Below are 24521 nucleotides of genomic sequence, written 5' to 3' on the forward strand. Positions count from 1 at the left end.
GTAATCGATTACATCATAAATAAAAAAAAATGTCTGAGAAATTAATCACCTCAATATGAATAGTATTATCTCAAAGTATGTCTTCATGAATGATGGAATTGTAATCGATTGCATAAAAGTATAAAAAAATTTATATTCAACAAAATATTTCATACGAGATTTGAATTAATTGCTTAACAATCAATTCATTTATTTATTCTTAATTGACTTTCATTCAATTTTCATTTCCTTCTTCTAAGGATAAAATAGTTTATTTAGAAAATTGACGGTTATTTTTAAAGTGGGTTCAAACCAAGGGTGTAGGAGCCAGAATGAATGCGGACTGTCTTCAAGAGTATGTACTTCGTTGTAAATATCATGATTCTTTAATATGGAAATAAGATCATCTCTGCCGGCATGAAATCGATCTTGTGAGCTATTAATAAAAAGCATAGGTGGTGCATTTTCATTGACATATTCAAGAGGAGAGGCCTCTTTCCAGTTTTTCCAATTCGATTCTCTTGTGCCATTTAACCAGATACTGGCCATAGCTCCTTCCTGATATGCCTCCGGGTGTATGAACGAAACAATACCATCAATATTTATGATGGCCTGAACGACTTCCGATACCGATGTATCAGGCTCAAAGCGTTCTGAATTCGGGGTTACCCCGATTAATGTGGCCAACTGGCCGCCAGCGGAAGTACCTAAAACTGAAATTTGACCTGTATGTATTTTATATTTTTTGGCATGTTGCCTCAACCAGACTAGGGCATCCTTTAGGTCAATAACTGCGGCTGGATAAGGAGCTTCAAGACCCAATCGATAGGATGCTGTCACCGCGATATAACCATGTAGTGCCAAATGCTGGGCCATAACACGCTGGTTTTCCTTCTGTCCTGTTAACCATCCTCCGCCATGAATAAGCAATACAAGAGGAAATCTTTGATTTTTAATATTGGACTTTGGTAAATAGAGATCCAATCTTAATTTCGTTTGATTTACTTTTTTGTAAACACGATTCTCCTTAATCTTTATTTTGTTGGAGACTAAGGGTTGGATAGGGGAGACGTTCGGGAATTTTTTTTTAAGCTTGTTATAGGTGCTTTGAATAGTATAAGGTTTATAGTTCTCCTTTTTTTGAGCGGAAATTACGGTGATAGGTAATACTATCAATAGCAAGATGAAGGCTTTTAGTTTCATGATAATTGACGACAACTTATAAGGTTTAAACCTATTTTTACTCTGGTTATTTGGGCCTAGATGAACTAAACCACCAGTTTATTCGGATATGGTAAAATGGTCTATATCGGCATACCCTCCGCGTTTAGCCTCCTGCGTACTTACACTGAACAGACCCACTTTGGCACCTATCCATTTCCCTTCTTTTGCCCTGAACGGTTTTCCTATCTCCTTGAAGGTCTCACCGTTTTCAGAATAATAGAATCGACACCTCGCGTCTGGTCCCATTACCTTAATATTTAGGTATATCGTATTTGATTTTAGTTTTACCTGACCATTGATTATTTCTTTTGAACCCTTAAAGGCATCGATGGCCTCGGTCTGATGGATATAATAACCATCTTCATCATGAGTCAAAGCCAGTGTGGCATAGTCCATACCCATAAGGATTAGCCCCGCTGTTTTCCCGTTTTCTGCTTCTTCAGGATGCAAGGTTATTTTCGTGGAAACTGTAAAATTTGGAGCTGGAAACTTTTGTAACAAAAGATTGGGAACCATCCAAAGATTCGTAAGATCTTCCGGTATTTTTATTGAAAATAATCTCAGAAAGTCGTTTCCAGGAAGTTTTGCATGCCATAAGACGTTCGGATTTGCATTCCATTGCCATTGAAGTCCAATTTTAGAGTCATCAAAATTATCCGTTTCGGCAGGCGTTACAATAGGGTAGGACGGACCAACAAAGGGTTTTTTATGAACCTTAACCGGTTCGCCAATACCATTACCATCTAGATCCTGACCCATAACCGGCCAATCATTTTCCCAACGCATAGGTTGCATGTGTACAATTCTTCCATAAGCATCCTTATCCTGAAAATGGTAAAACCATGATTCTCCCTTGGGTGTATCGACCCAAGCGCCTTGATGCGGTCCGTTAATATCGGTACTCCCCTGTTCCAGCACGACGCTTTCTTCGTATGGGCCATAAATGGTTTTCGAGCGCAATATGAGTTGCCACCCTGTGGCTACCCCGCCAGCAGGAGCAAATATGTAATAGTAACCATTGCGTTTATAAAGTTTCGGGCCTTCAACTGTATTATGCCTATCATGACCATCAAATACATGTATTCCTTTATCCAGTACCTGGGTCCCTTCGGCGTTCATCCTATTAACTGACAATAAGCTTTTAACGCCGGCCCTGCTGCCTGCATAGGCATGCACCAGATAGACCTCGCCATTGTCATCAAAAAGGGGGCAGGGGTCGATCAACCCTTTTCCTTTCATTACTAAAACGGGAGTATCCCAGGTGGCATAAGGATCTTTTGTTTTTACCATGTAGATGCCAAAATCCGGATCACCCCAATAAATATAATAGGTATCATTGTGATAGCGCATTGATGGTGCCCAAACACCATTGCCATGTTGAGGGATGTTAAAGGTTTCGACGGGAATCTGTTCTTGAAGTGCATGATTTATTAAACTCCAGTTGACCATATCCTTTGAATGCAATATGGGCAGTCCAGGTACAGCATTGAAGCTGGACGCCGTCATATAATAGTCTTCATCCACACGAATTACATCAGGATCGGAGTAATCGGCGTAAATTATCGGATTCCTATACGTGCCGTCACCGTTGTCTGCCACCCAGACATCGGAAACATACCCTTTATTTTGAGCACATGCTAAAGTCGCAAGAAGGAACGGTAATAAGTTGAAGACAGATTTCATTGAGACACATTTTTACTACCTGTCCAATTCCAGGCTTGCCAGGATAAATGGCCCTGTACCTTTGGGATCATTGGCTCTTATAGACTCCCCAATATAATATTCAAATGATCCGTCTCTGTAAGGATCGCCTCCCAATCCTGCCACAGCACAACATTGATTCAGATTTACCAATCCATTGTCGTCAACCGAAATTAAGGTATTGATTATGGCATTATAGGCCTTTTTCGCCACTTCCAAATAGTCTTTGGAGAGGTAGCCTTTTCGGACCCCTTTTGCGAAAGTATAGGTGAACATAGATGATCCGGTGGCTTCAAGATAGTTGCCTTCTCTGTTACCTAGATCCAATACCTGCCACCATAGTCCCGATTGATCTTGAACTTTGGTTATCGCTTCTGCATATTGATTCAAGTATAAAATGATGCGTTCTCTCCCGGGATGATTCTCAGGCAGAAAGTCTAAAACATCTACCATGGCCATACCATACCAACCCATGCCTCTGGACCAAAAATGCTGGGAGTTACCCGTTTCCTTGTTCGCCCAGCGCTGTTCTTTGCTTTCATCCCAGCCATGGTATAGCAATCCTGTTTGTTCATCTCGACTGTGCTTTTGAATCAAGTCGAACTGAAGCACGACATCGTCGTAAATCTTTTGTTTTTCCAATGAATCTTCGATATAATCACGAGCATATCGGGTATGGAACGGTTCTGCCATATACAAGCCGTCAAGCCACATTTGATAGGGATATATTTTCTTATGCCAGTACCCACCGTCGGAAGTTGTAGGCTGTGATTTCATTTGTTGATCCAAGGTTTCCATTGCTTTTAAAAAGCGTTTTTCCTTTGTCTTAGGATACAGAAATAAGAGCACATCCCCGGATTTAATCATATCGAGGTTTTGATTTGATAACTTATAGGTTTTTATCCCTCCGGTACTGTCAATCATATTATCGGCGTAGGCATAAATGTAATCGTAATACGCCTGATGGTTTGTAATTTCAAAAACTTTTGAACAGGCTGATAACACTAAACCCGGCGTGTAGCTCCATTTGGGTTTTGTTCGGAAATCCAATAAGGAGGGATCGGGAAAACGTTCCATTTCAGAGCGCATCATACGCTCGGACCATTTCAAATCTTTGGGGACAATTTCTATATCTGCGGAGCTGATTAATGGGTCCTCCGTTTTCTTTTTATCTCGACAAGCCGTAACTGCTAAAAAACCAATTAAAACAACCCATACGATCAATTTCATTGCATTCATATTTCGATTACTTTAATGAATTTGCTTCGTTTAATAACCTGAGTTTTAAATTTAAATCGGAGATGAAATCTTCTTCGGTTTTGATCCCATTTGGTTCCTGTTCCCAGGCACCCAAAAAATAATATGTAATTACCCCAGAAGTGGGTTTAAAGATCACCAAATGCTCGTATTCACCTTCTTTTTGTATGTCAACTTCATCCCGATTGTAAAACAGTGCCATACCTAATTTATCCGGAGGACTCGCCAAGGTTTGTTCACCGTATGTTGCAATATATGACCAGGTTTCACCTTCATTTTTATGAAAGGTTACACCATGATCTACAATTCCTGTGCAAATACCGCTGATTTCCTTAGAAGGTGAAAGTCTTACTTTCGTGTATCGGTCGTCAGGATAAATAGTTAAAGTCGATTTTAAATCAATGATGTCATCACCTGCTTTCCATCCATCATATGAAATATGAACCGAAGAACTGTCTTTTGTGTTTTCTATCCTGGCCATGGTATTCTTTACGGATTGAAAATGAACAACAGAATCTGCGACTAAGCGTCCATATCCACCAATACCCATAGACTTTCCGGCTTTTAAAATATCCTGTCCCCAGTCGGCTGGTTCATGGTAGGAATCAAAACCATCCTGGCCTACATACGGTAATACCATAGAATCCACTTTCTTACCAAAAATATCTATGGCATTCCTCCAGTCAAGATAAATGCGATATCCCACTTGCTTATTTTCCCAACCGGGACCTTCGTAACGAATATACCAGGTATGATCCGTATGTTCTTTAGGTATTATCAGAGAATCAACATTTTTAAAATGAGTTCCACCCGCATATTCCTTATGTCCTCTTGGGCCATCAACCCATTGGCCGCCTTCTGCCATGGAGATCTCTGCATAGGTTTTAAATAATGTTAAGTCTTCTGATACCGCTTTGACGGTTTCAGTTTCGGGCGTGGTGTTTTTGTCTTTACAGCAGAATAGGCTTAAAGTGATGCATCCTAAAATTGCTGCTTTTTTCATGTGTTCAATATAATTTTCCATTGATAGTGGTGTTTTTAAATTTAATAGGCTCCGAATTTTCAACGGATAAATCTGTTTTCGCCGATTTGATGTGCACATTTGTCAAGGTTACATTTTGAACAAAGCGTTCTGGTCTGCCTTTAATTAGAACGCCATATTTCCCTCCGTTTTCAACCTCTATATTTTCAAGATGGATGTTTTTAATTGCAGGCATGAAATCGCCCTCCTGATTGGCGTAAATACCATAGTAGGTATTTATTCTTAACACAGATTCTTTGACTTGCCCAACTTTGATGTCCTTTACAAAAACATTTTCAACAAACCCGCCCCTCAGGGTATTGGTCTTTATTCGAATGGCCCGGTCCAATTCAGGGCTATCCATTCTACAGTTTCTAACATAAACATTCCTAACACCCGCGGAAATTTCACTGCCCATGACCACACCGCCATGCCCGTCTTTCATGTAACAGTTTTCAACAACAATATTTTCACTCGGGATATTCACTCTCCTGCCATCATTGTTTCGTCCGGATTTAATAGCAATACAATCATCACCTGTATTGAATGTACAGTTTGTTATATGGACGTTTTTCGAGTATTCGGGATCACAGCCATCGTTGTTCGGGCCATGGCTATTCACCGTTACCCCATCGACTCTAACATTTTCACATTTAATTGGATGCATGACCCAGAAGGGTGCATTGGTGATGGTCACCCCTTGAATGAGCACATTTTTACACTCAAATGGCTGTACAAATAACGGTCTTAATTGGTAACCTTCTCCGAAAATGCGATCTGAAACAGGGGTGTTGTTTTCTGCCATTGCCCATAGACGCGGTAAATTGTGCTCATCTTTCTGATTGGGCATTTCCTCAAGGTAACCGTAAACAGCTTTACCACACCATGGCCACCAATTGTTGTTATTGGCCTGTCCATCAAAAGTGCCCTTCCCGGTAATGGCAATATTCGTTTCCTTATAGGCATATATGAGAGGGGAGTAATTCATTAGTTCTTGGCCCTCATAGGAGGTATGAACTACCGGTAAATAGTCTTTATGATCTGTTGAAAACAGCACGATTGCTCCTTCATTTAAATGAAGGTTCACGTTGCTCTTTAAAACTATGGGTCCCGTTAAGAAGGATCCCGAAGGCACCAAAACTTTACCTCCTCCCAGTTTGTAGCAGGAGTCTATGGCACGGCCAAATGCTTCTGTATTTAATGTCGTCCCATCGGCAACCGCACCAAAATCTAAAATGTTTAAGGTCCTGGGCGGAAATTCTAGTGCCCTGATGGAATTAATGATCGTATCGGCCGCATCGAATGGATCCTCTTTTACTACTCCACTTTCTTTGTCTTTACACGAACTGAAGGCTATTATTAAAGTAATACATAACTTAAGGTAGTATCGATTTGTATTCATAGTTTATATTTTTAGAGACACCGCGTTGTAACTAGAGCGTTCGCATACATTTCAATGTTTGTATAATCACTGCTTAAGGTCTTCAGGTTTCCATTTTTTATTAAGTGATCCAGTTTATGATTCTTCTCCCAGGAATCGGGGATGCCATCACCATCAGAATCTGTTAAAGCACGATCGGATTTAAGCACGGGCCAACCACCAACATCAGACTGCGAATCGATAATGCCATTTTTGAATGAGGATGTCCCATTCTTAGTGTCATGTAGTATTCTTTCATCAACTGTATCCCTGTAAAAACTTGATCCGGCATGCTCCAAAACCTTTTTATAAGATACATTTACCGGGTCTGTTTTTATATTCTCTGAAATACGGATAGGGCTATTTAGTTTGACCTCATCCTGATTTTCGCACTGTACCCCGCCTTCCCAATTGTTCTGGGAAATATATTCAAAACCATCGACAAAATTACCATCGACAAAAAATTTCCCATAGGGTTCTGATGGGCTAACAATGCGATCCAATTTTGAAGAGGTTGTTGCCGGACCGGATTTAAAATAGTTATTGATCAGGTTATAGCTGCCATTCTCTCCTCCATAGATGCTGTTCTCTCCCCAATTGAATATCACGTTATTTCTAAAATCGACGAATTCATTCAAAGAATTCTCTGTGGTTGATGATCCGCTAAATCTTGGATTCCTACTGTTGTTACATGCTATTAGATTATGGTGAAAGGATGCATTGACGCCCCCCCAAATACCGCCATATCCATGTGCTCCTTTCTTATGTATGGATTTATTCAGGGCTTCTGAAACAATACACCATTGAAGCGTAAAATTTTTATTGTTGTAAAAGGAGGCATTTTCGTCGGTTCCCCAACTAATGGAACAGTGGTCTATAATGACATTGGTAGTATTTCTGCAACCCAGGGCATCGCCTTCTATAGTATTAATATCTCCCATTCTAAACCTTAAATAACGAACAATAACATTATCGGCCTTTATCGTAACAGGGTATCCTTTTATCGTAATTCCTTCAGCAGGGGCCGTTTGTCCTAAAATACTCAGATCACCTCTGTTAATGTCTAATTCAGACTTTAAATCAATGGTCCCAGAGATCGCAAATACTATTGTTCTCGCCCCCTTTTTTAGGATTCCTTTTCGCAGACTGCCTTCACCGCTGTCATTCAAATTTGTAACCGTATATGTAAGACCACCTCTGCCTCCCGAAGCGAATCGACCGAATCCTTCCGCAGTCGGAAAGGCCAATGGTTGTGAAAAATTAAATTTGCACATCAGTAAAGTCAGAAAAAATAGAAGATACGATTTTTTTGGCATTTGTTTTTATATTCCTTTGATGACTTGAATTTAAATTGGATTGATATCAAAAGAGGTATACAACGCATGCATACCTCCTATGAACTATTAACCAAAACTAAAACAACTATAAACTACTATTTATGGTCTCCATCTAGGGTCTCCAACAGCATTATCCAATAAGGTCTGATTGGTGACTGTAAAATCTCCTGAGGATGCATCGACAAATCCTGGGTCTAATTCCGTAAAGTTTCCTGAATCATAAATATATTGACTTGTATTTGTAAAACCGGGGGCATTAAAGTAATTATTATTGCTGAAGGTCGGACTTTCGTCGATTCCGGCCCGGTCTGCATATCCTTCGGATTCCGTATCTGTAATCAATACATTTCTCACCGTAACCTCATTCGAGACGAAGCGCACATATAAGATTCGTCTACTTGAATTATTGGAACATGCATAAAGGGTACAGCTGTCTATCAAAATGTTCGCTATAGCATTACCATTTGAAGTTCCGGCAGCATCCATTCTAATAAAATCACGACCCGGAGCGCAGTTATTGAATGTAGATGTATTTACGTTGACATCAAGTACGTCTGCATTTCGAAAATCAATAAAGTCGCCACCATTGGTGAGTACGTTCGTTACAATCGAATTTTCTACGGTCAATGATTGAAGGATGGCATCGGTCACATTCCCTGCGATGAATGACCGGTCATAGTCATGAATATTACATCCACTTACCAATAATGTATTATAGTTTCCGGGATCACTGTAGCGCACGGCATCTGTAAGACCATTAGCTGCATCGCCCATCAAGTCCAGATCAATTAGGTTGACGTCTTCAGCTCCAGTTACAATTGAGAAACTAACCTTTAATAGAGGTTTGAAATCCGTTCTTAATCCTTGAATTGTAATCGACTTATCTAATGTTATCGATCCCGTTTGAGAGGTGTAATCTCCCTCCTCTAAAAGAATGATATCTCCTGGTTGTGCGTCGGCAATGGTTTGGAACAAATCGTCAGAGGGAAAAATTAATGTGTTGTCACCAACGTCTATACCCGTGGTGAATTCTGCGATTCCTCTAATTTTTGAATTGTTGTAAAGCGTAGCAACATAATCTGTTTCAGACATTAATCCGGATACAGTGGCCACCCCGGCGGCTTTCTCCTGTGCAGAAATATCATATCTTACATCACCGGGTTGCAGTATAAAATGTGTCACGTTGAGACCCGCTTCCCATCTCAAGGTCACCTGAAGTGCCTGAACATCTCCCGGTTCAAAGGGAAGCATGATTTGTTCTGTTAAAGTCTGGGCTTCAGTAATCGCCCAGGACGAATCGTTTTTTCCTCTGTCACTAACAGCCTTAACTCTTATGGAATAAAGTGTCTCTCCTTCCAGTCTTATTAATACAGGTAATTGATTTGCCGTTACCTGCTCTGTTTGGAAAATCGTAGAGAATGAGGGATCGTCAGCACTAAATTCCACGACGTAATAGGCAGCATTGCTATTTGGTTCCCAATCTAACTCAACGTTGGTTTGGTTTCTAACTCTGGCTGTCAGATCTACGGGTGCAAACTCTCTGTCAATAGAAAGTTCCTCAATAACCTCTTCATTATAACCACAACCTATTACAATGACTGTAGCTAGTACTGCGAATATTGTTTTTGATATATATTTTGTTTTCATAATTATCATGCCTTGTTTATTTAGTCATTATTAGTAACCGTAATCATTCACCAATTTACCGTTACTTCCATCTAAGAAGGTCTGCCATATTGGCCAAAATTGCCTCGTGTCAGGGTCAACACCTGTTTTGAACAGGGAATTGATTTCATCTTCAGGAAGATTAGTCCAATCTTGGGATGAATACTCGGATCCCGGGTTATTCGTTTCACCTCTGTTTAATCCATAGATTTCTAAGGTTTCATTATCATCTGCGTATTTATAGTATAATGTGGTTGGCACATCGGAATAATCTCCTGTACGCATTTGTAAGTCCCTCATTTTCTGCTTAGCCTGAACAAGGTTAGCTCCAAGCAGGTTCCATCTTATAAGGGCTTGTTTGCGTTCCATTTCTCCCGTGAATTCATATTTATGCTCGTCGATAATAGCATTTAACATATCCTGCTTACTGGTTAATGCGTCGACATAAGCATCGACCTTTTCAGCGTGATCTGCAGGGTCAAAAGCTCTTCTTCGAAGTTGTTTCAAATAAGGAGCCGCTGCGGCCGGTCCTTGCAATTCATTTGCCGCTTCTGCAGCCATTAAAAGAATTTCGGCATAGCGCATGTATAATTTATTGACGCCATCATCATTAGAGGATGTAACGTATCTGTTCATCCATTCGTAACGGTATTTACCAAAATACCATGTATTGAGTCCAACAAGTTGTTGTTGAGAAAATCCAGAGGCATCAGCTGATCCCCATTGGTAAGGAACGCAGGTAATGTCTCTGCGCGAGTCGGACTCATCATAATCGTAAAAAACGGTAGGTAAAGGTCCTGCAATACCTCCTCTCGCCTGACCTGTGTGCTGATCAACACTGCGGTGACGAATAGCAAAGGAAAAGTTTACACGACCACGACCGTCGGAAAAAGGCATTTCCCATAGAGATTCACCTCCGGCGGTAACATTATCTTCATTTAATTTTCTCCAGATAGTTTCAAATGTTGGTTCCAGTGATGCTGTTCCGCTATTAATAACAGACTGGCATTCATTTAGTGCCAATTGGTACATTTTCCCAACCGAGAGATCACTATCGTTGCTTCTTCTCACGCCATCACCCGGATATTGTTGGAAACCACTGGCAGCCAATGCCAAACGGGCTCTGAGTCCTTTAACAAAAGCCTTATTTATTTTTTCTACAGAGGTAGTCGACGGGCTTTCATTTGGCCAGGGAACTAATGTAGCAGCTTCCTCAAGATCGGCTAAAATTTGCTTGTAAATAATATCACGACTTGTTTTTTCCAGGTAAATAGTTTCTGAATTGATAGGTTCGAACCGCGCTGGAACGTCACCCCATGATTTTATGAGGTCGCCATAGAAGACAGCGCGATAGGTTAACGCCACACCAAGTAAACGACCTAATTCAGTCCCGGGTTCCGAGCTTCCAAATGTGCGGATACCTTCAATACACTTGTTAGCCCGTTCAATACCGATGTATATTTCGTTCCACGAGCTATTGCTTCTGTCCATCTGACCATTATTTGGTTTTGCATCATAAATCATAAGCTCTCCTGTTGAATTTCCCTCAGAAGAGGAGTTGTAATTCCATTCCGTATCCGTGTTAAATCCGTAGAACGGGATGTGACGCCCTCTGTAGGAATTCGTATGAGCTATAATTTCAATAATACCATCTACCGCACCTTGTGCTAGATCAGGGTTGGAAAAGATCACATTATCGGCTATAGTGGATTGTGCAGGTGCATCTAAAAAGTCTTCATTTAATTCTTGACAAGAATTAAAAAGCACGGCTATAAATACACCAGAAATTATGAGTTTTATTATATTTTTCATTTTCTAAGAGTTTTTTAAAAGTTAAGGTTTAAGCCGAAAACCAATTGTCTACTTCTTGGATAGGGGGAATAATCCACACCAGGTGTGAGCGGCGTCCTTCTTCTTGTAGAAACTTCTGGGTCGAGACCTGAATAATCAGTAATAACGAAAAGATTATTAGCTGTAGCATAAAATCGTAAATTTGAGACTCCCATCGATGAAATTAATTTTTCTGGAACCGTATAGCCTAAGGTCAGGGTATTCAATCTTAAAAAAGAGCCGTCTTCCACCGCCCAGTCACTAAATACATAGCGAGACATAAATGGCGACCACATGGTTGTGTTGGCATTAGCGGCATCCAACTGAACAGGATCTGTGATCAATTCTCCGGTGTTAGGATCTAAATTGGTCCATCTGTTACCGTCCACCATAATGGTACTCAAATTTCTGTATTGATTATTTTGGTTAGCCGTTGTAAATTCAATTTTATTGGCATTATAAATATCATTGCCGATGCTGTAACTAAATGCTGCAGTAAGATCAAATCCATAGGCACGTGCATTAATAACAAATCCACCGGTTACATCCGGATTGGAATCTCCGATAATGGTTTGGTCGTTTATATCCACGATACCATCCCCGTTTAAGTCTTTTAATTTCATCATTCCCGGTTCCGCACCACCGAGCCATTCATTGTCCACCGCACCAGATTTTAAGGTGTAAGTACCCGAAGTAACGTCATAGTCGAAATCGGAAACCTCATAACGGCCATCATTTTCAAAGCCGTACATGACACCTAAAGGTTCACCAACAGTCACCAGATAATCGTTTCCAATTTGGGTAGAGGCCCAGTTGGTATTTTGACCAAAATCCTCCAGATCACCAAGTGAGTTAATACGGTTTTTATTCATTCCTGCATTAAATGATAAGCTTAAACCAAAATCCTCTTTATCGAAGGCTGTGATATTCAATGATGCTTCAATACCTTCATTTTGCACTTCCCCAAGATTTCTAAACTGATCTACATAACCAGAACCCGGTATTGGAAATCGAATAAGAAGGTCTTCCGTTGTATTTTTATAAGCTTCAACCGTTCCTGATATAAGTCCATTAAACAGGTCAAAATCTAATCCAATGTTTTGAGTAATGGTGGTTTCCCATTTCAGGTTTGGATTCGCCAGCGTACCCGCAGGACGCCAGTAATTTGAAAACGTATTGATCTGCGAGGTGGCGCTTGACTGATAATTTTGAATGGTTTGTCCGGCAGGAATATTATTGTTACCAGATTCGCCGTAACTAATTCTCAGCTTGAGCGTGTTTAACCATTCAGTATCCATAAGAAATGGTTCTTCTGATAATTTCCATGCAAAAGCTGCAGAGGGGAAATATCCCCATTGATTATCTCCTAAGAACTTACTGGATCCATCTGCACGAAATGTGGCCGTTAAAAGGTAACGATTTTTATAATCATAATTCAAACGACCGAAGAATGAGAGTAATTTATCATCCGGACTATAAAAATCGTCCACGAGAAGTGGTGTGCCCTGGCTTGTTAATTTACGCGCTGTTTCAAAGTCAAAAAGTTTGGGGTACCCTTGAATTTCACTAGTAATTTCATTCCTTTTTAGTACGATCATTTCTTCCCCGATTAGTAACTTCAGATTATGATCTTCATTTTTTATAATTTTTTCAAAGTCATAATTTAAGGTATTCGCATTTCTAAAGGTAACTCGTTTTTCATCGCTGGAAACTATGGAAGGCAAACCTTGGTTTTCTGCAGATGGTCTGTTATTGGAATAATAGGTTGAACGACCATAGAAGCGATAATCCAAATCGTTACGATTATCCAGGCCTAAATCCATTTTATATTGCAGGTTTTCTATGATGTCCCATGAAAAGCTCCCCACCATGTTAAAGTTTTTTCTGAGTTGTAGTCGCTGATTATCGTCCACAGCCACAAATGGATTGACCAAATAGCTTGCTAACGCTTCATCAGTATCAGAGGTTGTCAATCCCGAAATTGGAATAGGAGAGTAGCCGACACTGTGTCTCAAGCGCGCATCGGCAGAGGAGACCTCATTTTGTTCGTTTGCACCGCCGCCATTAATTTCTGTGTCCGAATAACGAAGGGTGAAGGATAAATTTATTTTATCACTAGGTTTACTTTTTAAGGAAAGAGATAAGTTGTTTCTTTTGAAATTGGATCCTAACATGATGGCCTTTTCATCATACAAAGCGTAATTAAAATTGAAATTTATTTTATCAGAACCACCTCGAATTGCCAGGTCCCGACTTTCAACTTCGCCCATTTGACCGTAAATCTGTTTTTGCCAGTTCGTGCCACTTTGACCTAAATAGAGATCGTAATCTTGCCATAATCCAAAATAGCGTTCATAAGAATCGATGTCGTCGGAATCTCTTAAGAGGGCATATTCGTACTGCCACTTCACAAAGTCTTCCGGGCTAAGAACGTCTATAGTCTCAGCAATCTTTTTGACACCATAGAACATATTAAAATTTGCAGAAATTTTACCATCCACACCGCTCTTTGTTGTAATAATTACAACACCATTGGCCCCTCTGGAACCGTAAATAGCGGTTGATGAAGCATCCTTAAGAATAGAAATGTTAGCGATATCAGAGGATGAAACATCATTTATACTGTTTACCGGGAAACCATCTACAATGATTAACGGCGAACTGTCCTGAGTAATCGAACCCCCACCGCGAATTCTAATTCTTATTTCCGCATCGGGAGATCCTTCAGCCGAAGCTACCTGAACCCCTGCGAGACGGCCTGTTAATGCCTCGGCGACATTGGGTATGGGTTGCTCTTGGAGATCATTACCAGAAATGGCAACAACGGAACCCGTGAGATCCGATTTTCGAGCTGTTCCATAACCAATAACCACGACCTCCTCCAGCGCTTCCAAATCGGGACTCAGTGCTACGGATAGGATGTCCTGTCCTGAAACATCAATTTCCTGTGTTTTATAGCCCACATATGAAAATACCACGACGGCATCAGTTGCTATGTCAGTTAAAGTGAAATTACCATCAAAATCAGTCGTAGTTCCTTTAGTGGTATCCTTAACCAAAATTGTGACACCGGGCAATGGTTCTCCAAGATTTTGGTCGGTAACCGTTCCACTTATGGTTTTTGTTTGAGCGAAAAGTGTATGGACACTGCATATAAAAATTAGGCTCAATAACAATACCATGTAATCTTTCCTTTTCGATTGAAAAGAAATCGTGTTGTCGGTTGCGGGAAAAGAAAAATGCAAACGACGCGTTGAATTGCTTGTCATAGAATTAGTTTGAGTTAGTTTATCCTTATTGATGATTAATTTTATTTAAAATGCAATAAAATGTAATCGATTGCACAAAGATAAATTATTTTTTGAAAAGAACAAATAAATTATACATTTTGTAAGTGTATAATTTTCGTGAAAATAATATGGAAAATCACTAAAAGGGTCTTAAGTATTTAAAATACAGTTATTTATATTAATAAAGTGGATTTATGGCAATTTTAACTTATGACTAAGATTTTTAAAGTATTTTGAATTATTAAGCTTTTTGTGCGGTCATATTTTATATATTTGCAATCGATTGTCTTAATACTTAACACCTTCAGAATATACTGTGTCATATGACTAATTTTAATTTTACTCCCGGTTACAATGGCGGTTCCTCAAAGGTCAGTAGGCGCATCAGCGGATTGGTGTTTCTGCTTTTTCTTGCTGGCAGTCATGCTCAAAAGAAAGATGTCTCATCACAAGCAGCTGTTGCCTATACCATTGAGAATTGTGTAAATGAGTTTAATTTAAACGATACGATAAAAACGAAAGTAGGGTACCAGTATTGGTTTGTAGACAAGGAGTTTTTAGATGGTAGAACTTTGAAAATGAGTGTTGTAGGACCTTATATGGCCACACATCCGCCACATAAACATGAAGAGGATGAATTTTTTTATGTCTTGGAGGGGACGGCCGAATTCTATTTAAATGGTGAAACTCATGTTTCCGGTCCGAATACAAGTTTTTATTGTCCTTCCTGGTATGAACATGGTATCAGGAATGTTGGCGATACGGAACTAAAATATTTAGTTATCAAAAAATATAATAAATAATACAGTGTTGACATGCACTTAATTAAATGAAAACATGATGATTAATTCCAGAAGAAAATTTTTAGCCTCAATCAGCATGCTTGCCGCTTCCAGTGTTTTTCCGGTAAGTCAGTTTAACTTTGGACAGTCAAAGAAATTAAGGATTGTTCTTGTAGGTACCGGTATTAGAGGAACTAGTTTCTGGGGAAAACGGCTTGTTGAGGCCTATTCTGATATCTTAGAGTTTGTTGGATTGAGCGACATTAATCAGGGACGATTAGAATATGCCAAAAGATACATCGGTGTGGATTGCCCGGTTTTTCTTGATTTTGATGACATGCTGAAAGAAACAAAGCCGGATTTAATCATTGTAACAACGGTCGATTCAACGCATCATCAGTTTATTGTCAAAGGATTGAACTTTGGCTGCGATGTCCTTACTGAAAAACCACTTAGTACTGATGAATGGAAAATACAGGAGATATTGAAGGCTGAGAAATCCTCAGGAAGGAAACTTATTGTTGGTTTTAATTACAGGTGGAGTCCCTACAATACGAAAATTAAAGAACTCTTAATGAACGCTACCATTGGTCAGGTGACATCAGTCGATTTTCATTGGTATTTAAATACCTATCATGGGGCATCCTATTTCAGGCGGTGGCATGGCTTAATGGATAAAGGAGGTAGTTTGTGGGTGCATAAGGCAACCCATCATTTCGATCTGATGAATTGGTGGCTCAATTCAGATCCTTACGAGGTTTTTGCTTATGGAAGTTTAGAACACTATGGTAAAAATGGTCCTTTTCGAGGAGAAAAATGTAGGACATGTGAACACAAGAATAAATGTGACTATTATTTTGATATTAGTAAGGATCAACGGTTAATGGATCTCTATGTAGCTAACGAAACCTATGATGGTTACATTAGGGATAATTGCCTTTTTAGAGAGGAAATTGATATTTATGATAAAATGTCCGCTCAGATTAAGTATGCCAATAATGTGACGGTAAATTATTCCCTTACAACCTATTCTCCGTTTGAGGGCTGGCGCATTGCTTTTAATGGTACTAAAGGTAGGATAGAGGCTTCTTTAGATATTCCATACAATGAAAAAGTGAAGATTGATCAAGCTGAAATGCATGCCAAAGAAATGGAACAGAATGCTTTGGAAGAGGCCAATTTTGAAGACATAATTGTCCACAAGCTTTGGAATGATTACGATACCATTAAAGTTAAATATAAAAAGGCCGGCCATGGTGGTGGCGATCAGAGATTACATGATAAAATATTTAAAACTTCACATCTGGAAGATCCGTATCAGAGGGCTGCAGGTAGCAGAGATGGCGCGATGTCTGCGATAATCGGAATTGCTGCTCGAAAAAGTATTGCATCTCACAAACCGATAAAGATAGAAGGATTAACCGATATAAAACCATCGATCGATCGAACGTAATTTGGTCACATTCTAAAAATTATGAAATCCATTAATACAGCTTTATGCGCTTTTGGAATGAGTGGCCAATTATTTCATGCACCATTTATTGATGTAAGTCCTAAATTCAAACTTCATGGTGTTCTTGAACGCAGCAAAAATTTAGCCGAGGCAAAATATCCCGATGTGATGACCTATAGACGTATCGAAGAATTACTTGAGGATAAGAATGTAGACCTTGTCATTGTAAATACACCCAATATTACCCATTACGAGTTTGCTAAAAAAGTCATTCTTTCGGGCAAACATGTCATCATTGAAAAACCGTTTACAGCCTCTGTAACAGAGGCAAAGTCCTTAATCGATTTGGCGGAACAACACAATGTAAAACTTTCCGTCTTTCATAACAGGCGGTGGGACAGTGACTTCAAAACTGTTGAAAAGATAATCAATGCGGGCGTTTTGGGGGAAATTGTCGAGGCAGAGTTCCATTACGATCGGTTTAGTCCAAGTTTAAGCTACAAAGTACACAAAGAAATCCCCAGTGATGGGGTTGGAAACATTTACGATTTAGGATCTCATATCATAGATCAGGCATTGGTTTTGTTTGGCATGCCCCAGAAGGTTTTTGCTGTTTTGGATACCCGGAGAAAAGACTCTAAAGTCGATGATTATTTCGATATCAAATTGTTTTATCCATCACATTACGTTAATTTAAAATCGAGCTATTTTGTTCTCGAGCCCTTACCGGCATATAGTGTACATGGTAAGAAAGGATCATTTGTAAAATCAAAATCGGATGTCCAGGAAAACGATCTTCAGAGTGGGAAGATGCCTGATACAATGGATTGGGGTGTAGAACCAGATGCTGAAAAAGGGCTTTTGCATACCTTGAGCAATGGAAATTCAAAAAAGTCCTTTATTCATTCTGAACGAGGAGATTATATGGCATTTTACGATGAGGTTTATGAGGCCATTCGGTTCGATAAACCCATGCCGGTTTCAGGATATGAAGCTATGAATGTGATAAAAATTATCCAAGCTGCCATAGAAAGTCATTTGAATCATAGGATTATCGAAGTATGAGGTTTTATTTGTTCATTATTATTAGTGTCATCTCCGTTCATTTCGAGGCTCAGGTTTTGGATACCTCCTGGAGAACCATAGTTGCACGCGGCGAAGATGCCTGGTTCGCCAGTAAGGAAGCACAGGTCATAGCAGATAATGTTTTACTTTATCAAAGAGATGTTGGGGGTTGGCCCAAAAATATTCAGATGCATAAGCCGCTCTCCCAAAAGGAGAAGGAAACCTTAAAAGCATTAAAGAAACGTCCCGAGGGTTGCACAACAGATAACGGTGCCACCGTCCAGGAAATGCTTTTTCTTTCCAAAGTATATCGACAAGTCCCGAGGGAAAACTACAGGATAGCCTTTCTGAAAGGTCTGAACTATATTCTGGAGGCACAATATGACAACGGCGGCTGGCCACAATTTTATCCATTGAGAAAGGGGTATTACAGCCATATTACATATAACGATGACAATATGGTGAATATCCTTAAATTGCTCAAGGAGATCAATGATAATTCGGGTTACTATTCGATTCGGCCCTCGTTACCCATTTTGAATAAAACAAGAAAGGCCTTTAATAAAGGAATTGATTGCGTTCTTAAAACGCAATACAAGCAAAACGGGGTGTTAACAGCATGGTGTGCACAGTATGATCGGCAGAAATTGCTGCCAGCAGGAGCGCGCTCTTATGAATTACCCTCATTAAGTGGTAAGGAATCGGCACAAATTGTACTGTTATTAATGTCTATCGAAGATCCCTCAGATGCTGTTATAAATGCCATTAATCATGCGGTAAAATGGTTTGAGGATGTAAAAATAACAGGTATTGATGTCAAGCTTAAAAGGCATCAGGGACGCATTGTTCATAAAGAGGTTGTTGTCGACAAAACGGCACTACCACTTTGGGCGCGATTCATGGAACTTGATGATAATACCCCGTTTTTCTGTGATAGAGATGGTATTAAAAGGAGTAGTTTGGCGGAAATTGGTGATGAGCGCAGAAATGGCTATGCCTGGTATACCCGGGAACCTCAAATTTTACTTGATGAATATCCAAAATGGAAAATGAAAATTTTGCCTGCAGGTGAAATGCAACCCAAAGCACACCATAATGTTGTGGTTTCAAAAGATGGCACAGGCGATTATTCAAACATCCAAGAAGCTATAAACCATACCAAGGCATTCCCGTACGACAAGGTGACTATTTTTGTAAAAAATGGAATTTATTACGAAAAGGTAAAAATCCATGAGTGGAACTCAAATATTATTCTCATTGGCGAGAGTAAGGAGCATACTAAAATTATCTATGATGACCATTTTAATAAAATTGCACTGGGCAGGAACAGTACCTTTTATACCTATACCCTAATGGTTGAGGCGAATAACGTTGTTCTTAAAAACCTGACTATTGAAAATAGTTCAGGTGAAGTTGGTCAAGCCGTTGCCTTATCTGTGATTTCAGATCAGGTTGCGGTCATTAACTGCAACCTTTTGGGTCATCAGGATACATTGTACACTTCAGGCAAAGGAAAGCAGTATTATCAGGATTGTTACATCGAGGGGACTACCGATTTTATTTTTGGTAGTGCCACCGCTTATTTTGAAAATTGCCGGATACACAGTAAAAAGGATTCTTACATAACTGCTGCTTCAACACCCCGTGAATCGCGATACGGTTATGTGTTCAACAATTGTAGGCTGACGGCAGACGAAGGGGTTGCCAAAGTCTATCTGGGAAGACCCTGGCGCATTTATGCACAGACCGTTTTTATGAATTGCGAATTGGGTGCCCATATATTGCCGGCCGGATGGCACAACTGGTCGAAATCTGAAGCTGAGAAGACTGCATTTTATGCAGAATACAAGAATTATGGACAAGGATCTAAACCTGATGCGCGGGTGTCATGGTCCAAACAACTTTCAGAACGGGAATCGGAATTGTTCAGTAAAAAGGCTGTTTTGGGGAATAATAAGGATAATCTAAAACGGGAATGGTATGAGAATGTTTTATAAAATTTTGTTTTTAGTGGCGTTCATGGTCTTAAGCAATTGCAAAAGTGAGAACAATACACAAAAAGAAGACAATCCAAAAATAGTCTCAATTTATACCATTGGTGATTCTACCATGGCTAACAAGCCTAATCCGGAGGAGAACCCGGAAAGGGGTTGGGCGCAAATGTTACCTCAATTTTTAAATGCGCAGGCAACGGTAAAAAATCATGCGGTCAATGGCCGAAGTTCGCGCAGTTTTATTTCGGAACAGCGCTGGGACTCCGTATATAAAATGTTGCGCGAAGATGATTATGTTTTTATTCAGTTTGGACATAACGACCAGAAGGTTAATTCTCCCAAACGTTATACGAACCCGCATACGGCCTATCGTAATAACCTGATAAAATTTGTCGTGGAATCCAGAGAAAAAAAGGCAATTCCGGTATTGTTCACCTCCATTACACGTCGAAATTTTAATGAAGACTCAACTTTAGTCGATACGCATGGTGTCTATCCCTTAGAGGTGCGCTTGGTGGCACAGGAATTCCAGGTTCCTTTAATCGATTTACAATATTTAACTGAAAAACTTGAGGAAAATCTTGGCCATGAAGGTTCTAAAAAGCTGCATTTGCATTTTAGGCCAAATGAGATTTCTTATTATCCCGATGGCAAGGAAGACAACACCCATTTGTCTGTTTTTGGTGCTACGGAAATAGCCAGAATGGCAGTAGACGCCTTGGAGAAAGAGGTCGAAGGGTTTAAATTATTTGTGAAAAAATAGGGGCCATGCATCAAGGCAATGTTACAGCATATGTAGTTTCGTTTCTGTTATTTGTAATGACATGTTCCTGTATTCATGCGCAGGACAAGATTCTTGAACTCTGGGCAGATGCTATTCCAGGTGCCAAGCCATCTAAAACCTTTAAGGAGCAGCTTCAGATGGAAAATGGAACCCTTGTTAGGGCTGAAATGGTAACTACGCCAACCGTATCTGTTTTTATACCGAAAACTCCAAACGGAACAGGAATTCTGATCTGTCCGGGTGGCGGTTATCATCATCTCGCCATTTATAAAGAAGGAACAAAAGTGGCGAATTGGTTAAATTCTATAGGGATAACGGCCTTTGTGCTAAAATACAGGCTACCGAGTAACGACATTATGGTAAATAAGCATATTGGACCATTACAGGATGCCCAAAAAGCTATTAGGCTGGTGAGACAGCATGCACCGGAGTGGCAATTAGATCCGAACAGAATTGGAGTCATGGGTTTTTCTGCGGGTGGACATTTAGCAGCTTGCCTTTCCAATTTATACGATTCAAGGGTATATGCGTCTGATGACGGTATATCGGCAAGACCGGATTTTTCAATATTGATATACCCTGTAATAGCCATGTCGGACGGGATAGCGCATCAGGGTTCAAAATCTAATCTGTTAGGTAATGCTGCGGCAAAGGATCTGGTTGAGACCTTCTCCATTGAAAAACAAGTTGATTCGCTTACACCTCCAACCTTCCTGATTCATGCCTCCAACGACAGATCGGTTCCGGTTCAGAACAGCATTCAATATTATGAGGCGTTAATTCAGTATAATGTACCGGTAGAAATGCATATTTATGAAAACGGTGGTCATGGGTTTGGTCTTGGAAAGGCAGGTACGAATCAATTTTGGACGTCGTCCTTAGAGCACTGGCTTCAACAGCGGGAGTTAATCAATAAATAGGGAGTTTTTGAGAAAGGCCGTAGAATTTATGATAATAAGCGCCCTGGCATTTGCACTATTAAATGTAGGCGTCAAGTATCTGAGTAGGTTCAATGTTTATCAAATAGTATTTTTCAGGGCTTTTGGCTCCTTGTGTTTTACCTTTCCTTTCTTAATTAAGAGAAGAATTTCTTTTATTGGTAACAGGGTAAAACTACTCGTACTAAGAAGTGTTTTCGGATTTATTGCCATGGCCTTATTTTTTAGCGCCTTACAATTACTACCCACAGGTACAGCTATTTCAATTCGGTATCTCGCTCCAATTTTTGCGGCCTTTTTCGCCATGTTCATTTTAAGAGAACGTATTAAACCCCTGCAGTGGTTCTATTTTACGATGGCCTTCGTTGGGGTCGTTGCGCTGAAGGGTTTTGAGTTTCATAGTTTTGGCCTCGGATTTACTCTTGCACTTTGCTCCGCTATTTTAACAGGTTGGGTTTTTGTCATAATCAGGCAAATTGGAGATAAAGATCACCCCATGGTCATTGTGAATTACTTTATGTTAACCTCGTGCATCATAAGTGGAATTTTATGCATACGCCACTGGCAAAATCCTGTAGGTTTGGAATGGTTGGTCTTGTTGAGCCTGGGAGTCTCCGGGTTCATTGGTCAGATCTACATGACTAAAGCCTTGCAGCATTCCCGAACCGGATTCGTTGCGCCGCTTAAGTATATCGAGGTGGTATTTACTATGATTGCAGGTGTTTTACTATTTGCGGAACACTACACCATCTTAAGTCTCGTGGGTATTTCGTTAATTTGTGTAAGCCTTATTTTAAACTCAAAACATTAGCACAAAGCCAAAATCATTGCAAAAATTGTGACTTATAATGTGACGGTGCATGCTGTTTTACCTTTTTAAATTGCCTGTTAAAATTTGAAATGTTGTTAAACCCGCAGGTTTCAGCGATTTCTGAAATTTGGAGGTCCTTGGTTTTGGTTAAAAGTTGACAGGCCTTTTCAATGCGTAATTCCGTTAAAAATTCTATATACGTCTTGTTGGTCCTTTTTTTAAAATATTTGCAGAATGCATTTTTCGTCATATTCGCCACAAATGCAATGGTCTCCAGAGAGATGTCCTCCTCAAAGTGATTCATGGTATATTCAAAGACATTGCGAATACGCTCGCCCTCGTTCACCGAAAACTTCTTGTCGTATACATAGGAGGATAAGCTGGTATAACTGGCCCTGGCGCAAAGCTTTAATATCTGTAATAAATTAATAAGAATGTCGAGTTTCGAGCGCTTATCGATGCCCATTATGAACCTGGCAATGGTCTTTCTGTGAGAGTTGACTTTAAAACCGTATTCAGAACGTTTAAAAAAGGCAGCAACCTCCTTTAATTCCTCCATTTCAAAAAAGCGATTCCCGAAAGCACCCCTAGTAAAAAAAAGACTCATCATATGGGAATCTTGGTGTATACCGCGATCACTTTTAAACACATGAGGAATGTTGCTCCCTATAATTACAATATCGCCTCTGGTATAGTAATTAACCGTATCCCCAACTATTAAGGTGCCCTCTCCTTCCAAAATTAAGCTTATCTGAATTTCTTCATGCTGATGCAATCGGTCATAGAAAATAGCATCATGGTCTTCCTGTAGTATAATATTGGAGGTCTCATGTTTTGGAATTTTAAAAGGTAAGGCTTTCATAGTCATGAATTCAGGTAAATATATTAAAATAATATTCGATTATCATATTTAGTATCATTTTATGGATAATATAGTATTAATTATGGATAACAATACATTATGAATAACAGCATATTATGAATACTTTTAATCCATCAAAATTACAGACATATGGCAATTCAATGGAAGGGGGTCATGCCCGCGGTTACAACACAATTCACAGCAGATGATGTTTTAGATTTAGACATGTTCAAAGTGAATATCAAAGCACAATTGGATGCCGGAATTCACGGCATTGTCCTTGGGGGTACACTCGGGGAAGCCAGTACACTAACGGAGGCGGAATTACGCCTACTTACTCGCGAGACCGTTGCATTTGTAGAAGGGAAGGTACCCGTGGTAATGAATATTGCAGAGCAAACTACAAAGGCAGCCATAAACCTGGCCAAAGCTGCCGAAGCAGATGGTGCATCCGGACTCATGATGTTGCCTCCCATGCGCTACAAGGCAAGTGACGATGAGGTGGTCGCCTATTTCAAATCTGTAGCACACAGTACGAGGTTGCCCATAATGATTTACAATAATCCCATTGACTATAAAATCGAAGTCACCCTGGATATGTTTGAAGATTTGCTCAAAGCCTGTCCAAACATCCAGGCGGTAAAGGAATCCACCCGTGATACAACGAATATTACCCGGTTAAGAAATCGATTTGGAGATAGACTGGCCATCATGACAGGTGTAGATACCTTGGCTCTGGAAAGCCTGTTAATCGGTGCTGATGGTTGGGTAGCCGGCTTAGTGGATGCCTTTCCTGCTGAGACAGTCGCAATTTACGAATTACAAAAGGCGGGTAAAATAAAAGAGGCTTTAAAAATTTACAGGTGGTTCATGCCATTGCTGGAATTGGATATAAATCCTAAATTAGTACAATATATCAAGCTGGCCGCTGTGCATACAGGTATCGGGTCAGAGCATGTTAGAGCGCCGCGATTGATTCTCCGGGGAGAGGAGCGCAGACGTGTGGAAAAGATAATTACAGATGCCTTAGCGAACAGACCGCAGTTACCAGCATATAAAAATGAAATCGGTTAAGGTGTCTCTTGGTCAGGAGACCTCAGGCATATGC

At 40.0% G+C, this 24521-nt stretch carries 18 protein-coding genes; 8 read left to right on the top strand and 10 right to left on the bottom strand.

What is annotated here, in order from left to right; translation table 11 throughout:
- Positions 1–234 precede the first annotated feature (234 nt).
- The 9 genes from MR041_RS07010 to MR041_RS07050 all read right to left on the bottom strand — a co-directional run bounded on the left by MR041_RS07010 (position 235) and on the right by MR041_RS07050 (position 14703).
- Positions 235–1197, bottom strand: coding sequence for an alpha/beta hydrolase (locus tag MR041_RS07010; RefSeq protein ID WP_242092888.1), 963 nt, complete (start codon positions 1195–1197; stop codon positions 235–237).
- Positions 1198–1260: 63 nt separating this feature from the next.
- On the bottom strand, positions 1261–2886 hold the full coding sequence (locus MR041_RS07015; protein ID WP_242092889.1) for a glycoside hydrolase family 43 protein: 1626 nt from the start codon (positions 2884–2886) through the stop codon (positions 1261–1263).
- Between the two features lie 15 nt (positions 2887–2901).
- Positions 2902–4143, bottom strand: a complete 1242-nt coding sequence (locus tag MR041_RS07020; RefSeq protein ID WP_242092890.1) for a glycoside hydrolase family 88/105 protein — start codon at positions 4141–4143, stop codon at positions 2902–2904.
- 7 nt (positions 4144–4150) lie between these two features.
- On the bottom strand, positions 4151–5185 hold the full coding sequence (locus tag MR041_RS07025; RefSeq protein WP_242092891.1) for a DUF4861 family protein: 1035 nt from the start codon (positions 5183–5185) through the stop codon (positions 4151–4153).
- Positions 5169–6584 (bottom strand): glycoside hydrolase family 28 protein, encoded by a 1416-nt coding sequence (locus MR041_RS07030; protein WP_242092892.1) that lies wholly within the window; start codon positions 6582–6584, stop codon positions 5169–5171. The genes MR041_RS07025 and MR041_RS07030 overlap by 17 nt, the downstream gene beginning before the upstream one ends.
- Positions 6585–6595: 11 nt before the next feature.
- Complete coding sequence (locus tag MR041_RS07035; RefSeq protein WP_242092893.1) at positions 6596–7918, bottom strand: pectate lyase family protein; 1323 nt, start codon at positions 7916–7918, stop codon at positions 6596–6598.
- A gap of 120 nt (positions 7919–8038) precedes the next feature.
- Positions 8039–9586 (bottom strand): DUF5123 domain-containing protein, encoded by a 1548-nt coding sequence (locus MR041_RS07040; protein WP_242092894.1) that lies wholly within the window; start codon positions 9584–9586, stop codon positions 8039–8041.
- A gap of 30 nt (positions 9587–9616) precedes the next feature.
- Positions 9617–11416, bottom strand: a complete 1800-nt coding sequence (locus MR041_RS07045) for a RagB/SusD family nutrient uptake outer membrane protein (RefSeq protein ID WP_242092895.1) — start codon at positions 11414–11416, stop codon at positions 9617–9619.
- A 14-nt stretch (positions 11417–11430) separates the two neighbouring features.
- Positions 11431–14703, bottom strand: coding sequence for a SusC/RagA family TonB-linked outer membrane protein (locus tag MR041_RS07050; protein ID WP_242092896.1), 3273 nt, complete (start codon positions 14701–14703; stop codon positions 11431–11433).
- 344 nt (positions 14704–15047) lie between these two features.
- Between MR041_RS07050 and MR041_RS07055 the strand changes: the two genes are divergently transcribed.
- Genes MR041_RS07055 through MR041_RS07085 form a run of 7 tightly spaced genes read left to right on the top strand, consistent with a single transcriptional unit; the run spans position 15048 to position 22551 of the window.
- Complete coding sequence (locus tag MR041_RS07055) at positions 15048–15527, top strand: cupin domain-containing protein (RefSeq protein ID WP_242092897.1); 480 nt, start codon at positions 15048–15050, stop codon at positions 15525–15527.
- A 34-nt stretch (positions 15528–15561) separates the two neighbouring features.
- Positions 15562–16959 carry a Gfo/Idh/MocA family oxidoreductase gene (locus MR041_RS07060; protein WP_242092898.1) on the top strand — a complete coding sequence of 466 codons (1398 nt, stop codon included), beginning with the start codon at positions 15562–15564 and terminating at the stop codon, positions 16957–16959.
- 21 nt (positions 16960–16980) lie between these two features.
- Positions 16981–18024: a Gfo/Idh/MocA family oxidoreductase gene (locus MR041_RS07065; RefSeq protein WP_242092899.1), complete on the top strand. Its 1044-nt coding sequence runs from the start codon at positions 16981–16983 to the stop codon at positions 18022–18024.
- Positions 18021–20021, top strand: coding sequence for a pectate lyase (pelA, locus tag MR041_RS07070; protein WP_242092900.1), 2001 nt, complete (start codon positions 18021–18023; stop codon positions 20019–20021). The genes MR041_RS07065 and pelA overlap by 4 nt, the downstream gene beginning before the upstream one ends.
- A complete protein-coding gene (locus tag MR041_RS07075) occupies positions 20005–20781 on the top strand; it encodes a rhamnogalacturonan acetylesterase (RefSeq protein ID WP_242092901.1) in 777 nt (258 codons plus the stop codon). The genes pelA and MR041_RS07075 overlap by 17 nt, the downstream gene beginning before the upstream one ends.
- A gap of 5 nt (positions 20782–20786) precedes the next feature.
- The gene (locus tag MR041_RS07080; RefSeq protein ID WP_242092902.1) at positions 20787–21722 is read left to right on the top strand and encodes an alpha/beta hydrolase; all 936 of its coding nucleotides are present in this window, start codon (positions 20787–20789) and stop codon (positions 21720–21722) included.
- 7 nt (positions 21723–21729) lie between these two features.
- The gene (locus MR041_RS07085; protein ID WP_242092903.1) at positions 21730–22551 is read left to right on the top strand and encodes a DMT family transporter; all 822 of its coding nucleotides are present in this window, start codon (positions 21730–21732) and stop codon (positions 22549–22551) included.
- A gap of 13 nt (positions 22552–22564) precedes the next feature.
- On the opposite strand, the gene MR041_RS07090 is transcribed toward MR041_RS07085, so the two are convergent.
- Positions 22565–23413 (bottom strand): helix-turn-helix domain-containing protein, encoded by an 849-nt coding sequence (locus tag MR041_RS07090; RefSeq protein ID WP_242092904.1) that lies wholly within the window; start codon positions 23411–23413, stop codon positions 22565–22567.
- A 150-nt stretch (positions 23414–23563) separates the two neighbouring features.
- Here MR041_RS07090 and MR041_RS07095 point away from each other — a divergent pair, with 150 nt between their 5' ends.
- Complete coding sequence (locus tag MR041_RS07095; RefSeq protein ID WP_242092905.1) at positions 23564–24487, top strand: dihydrodipicolinate synthase family protein; 924 nt, start codon at positions 23564–23566, stop codon at positions 24485–24487.
- Positions 24488–24521 lie beyond the last annotated feature (34 nt).

It is taken from the genome of Aestuariivivens sediminicola (assembly GCF_022662015.1).
In the GTDB taxonomy this organism is placed as follows: domain Bacteria; phylum Bacteroidota; class Bacteroidia; order Flavobacteriales; family Flavobacteriaceae; genus Aestuariivivens; species Aestuariivivens sediminicola.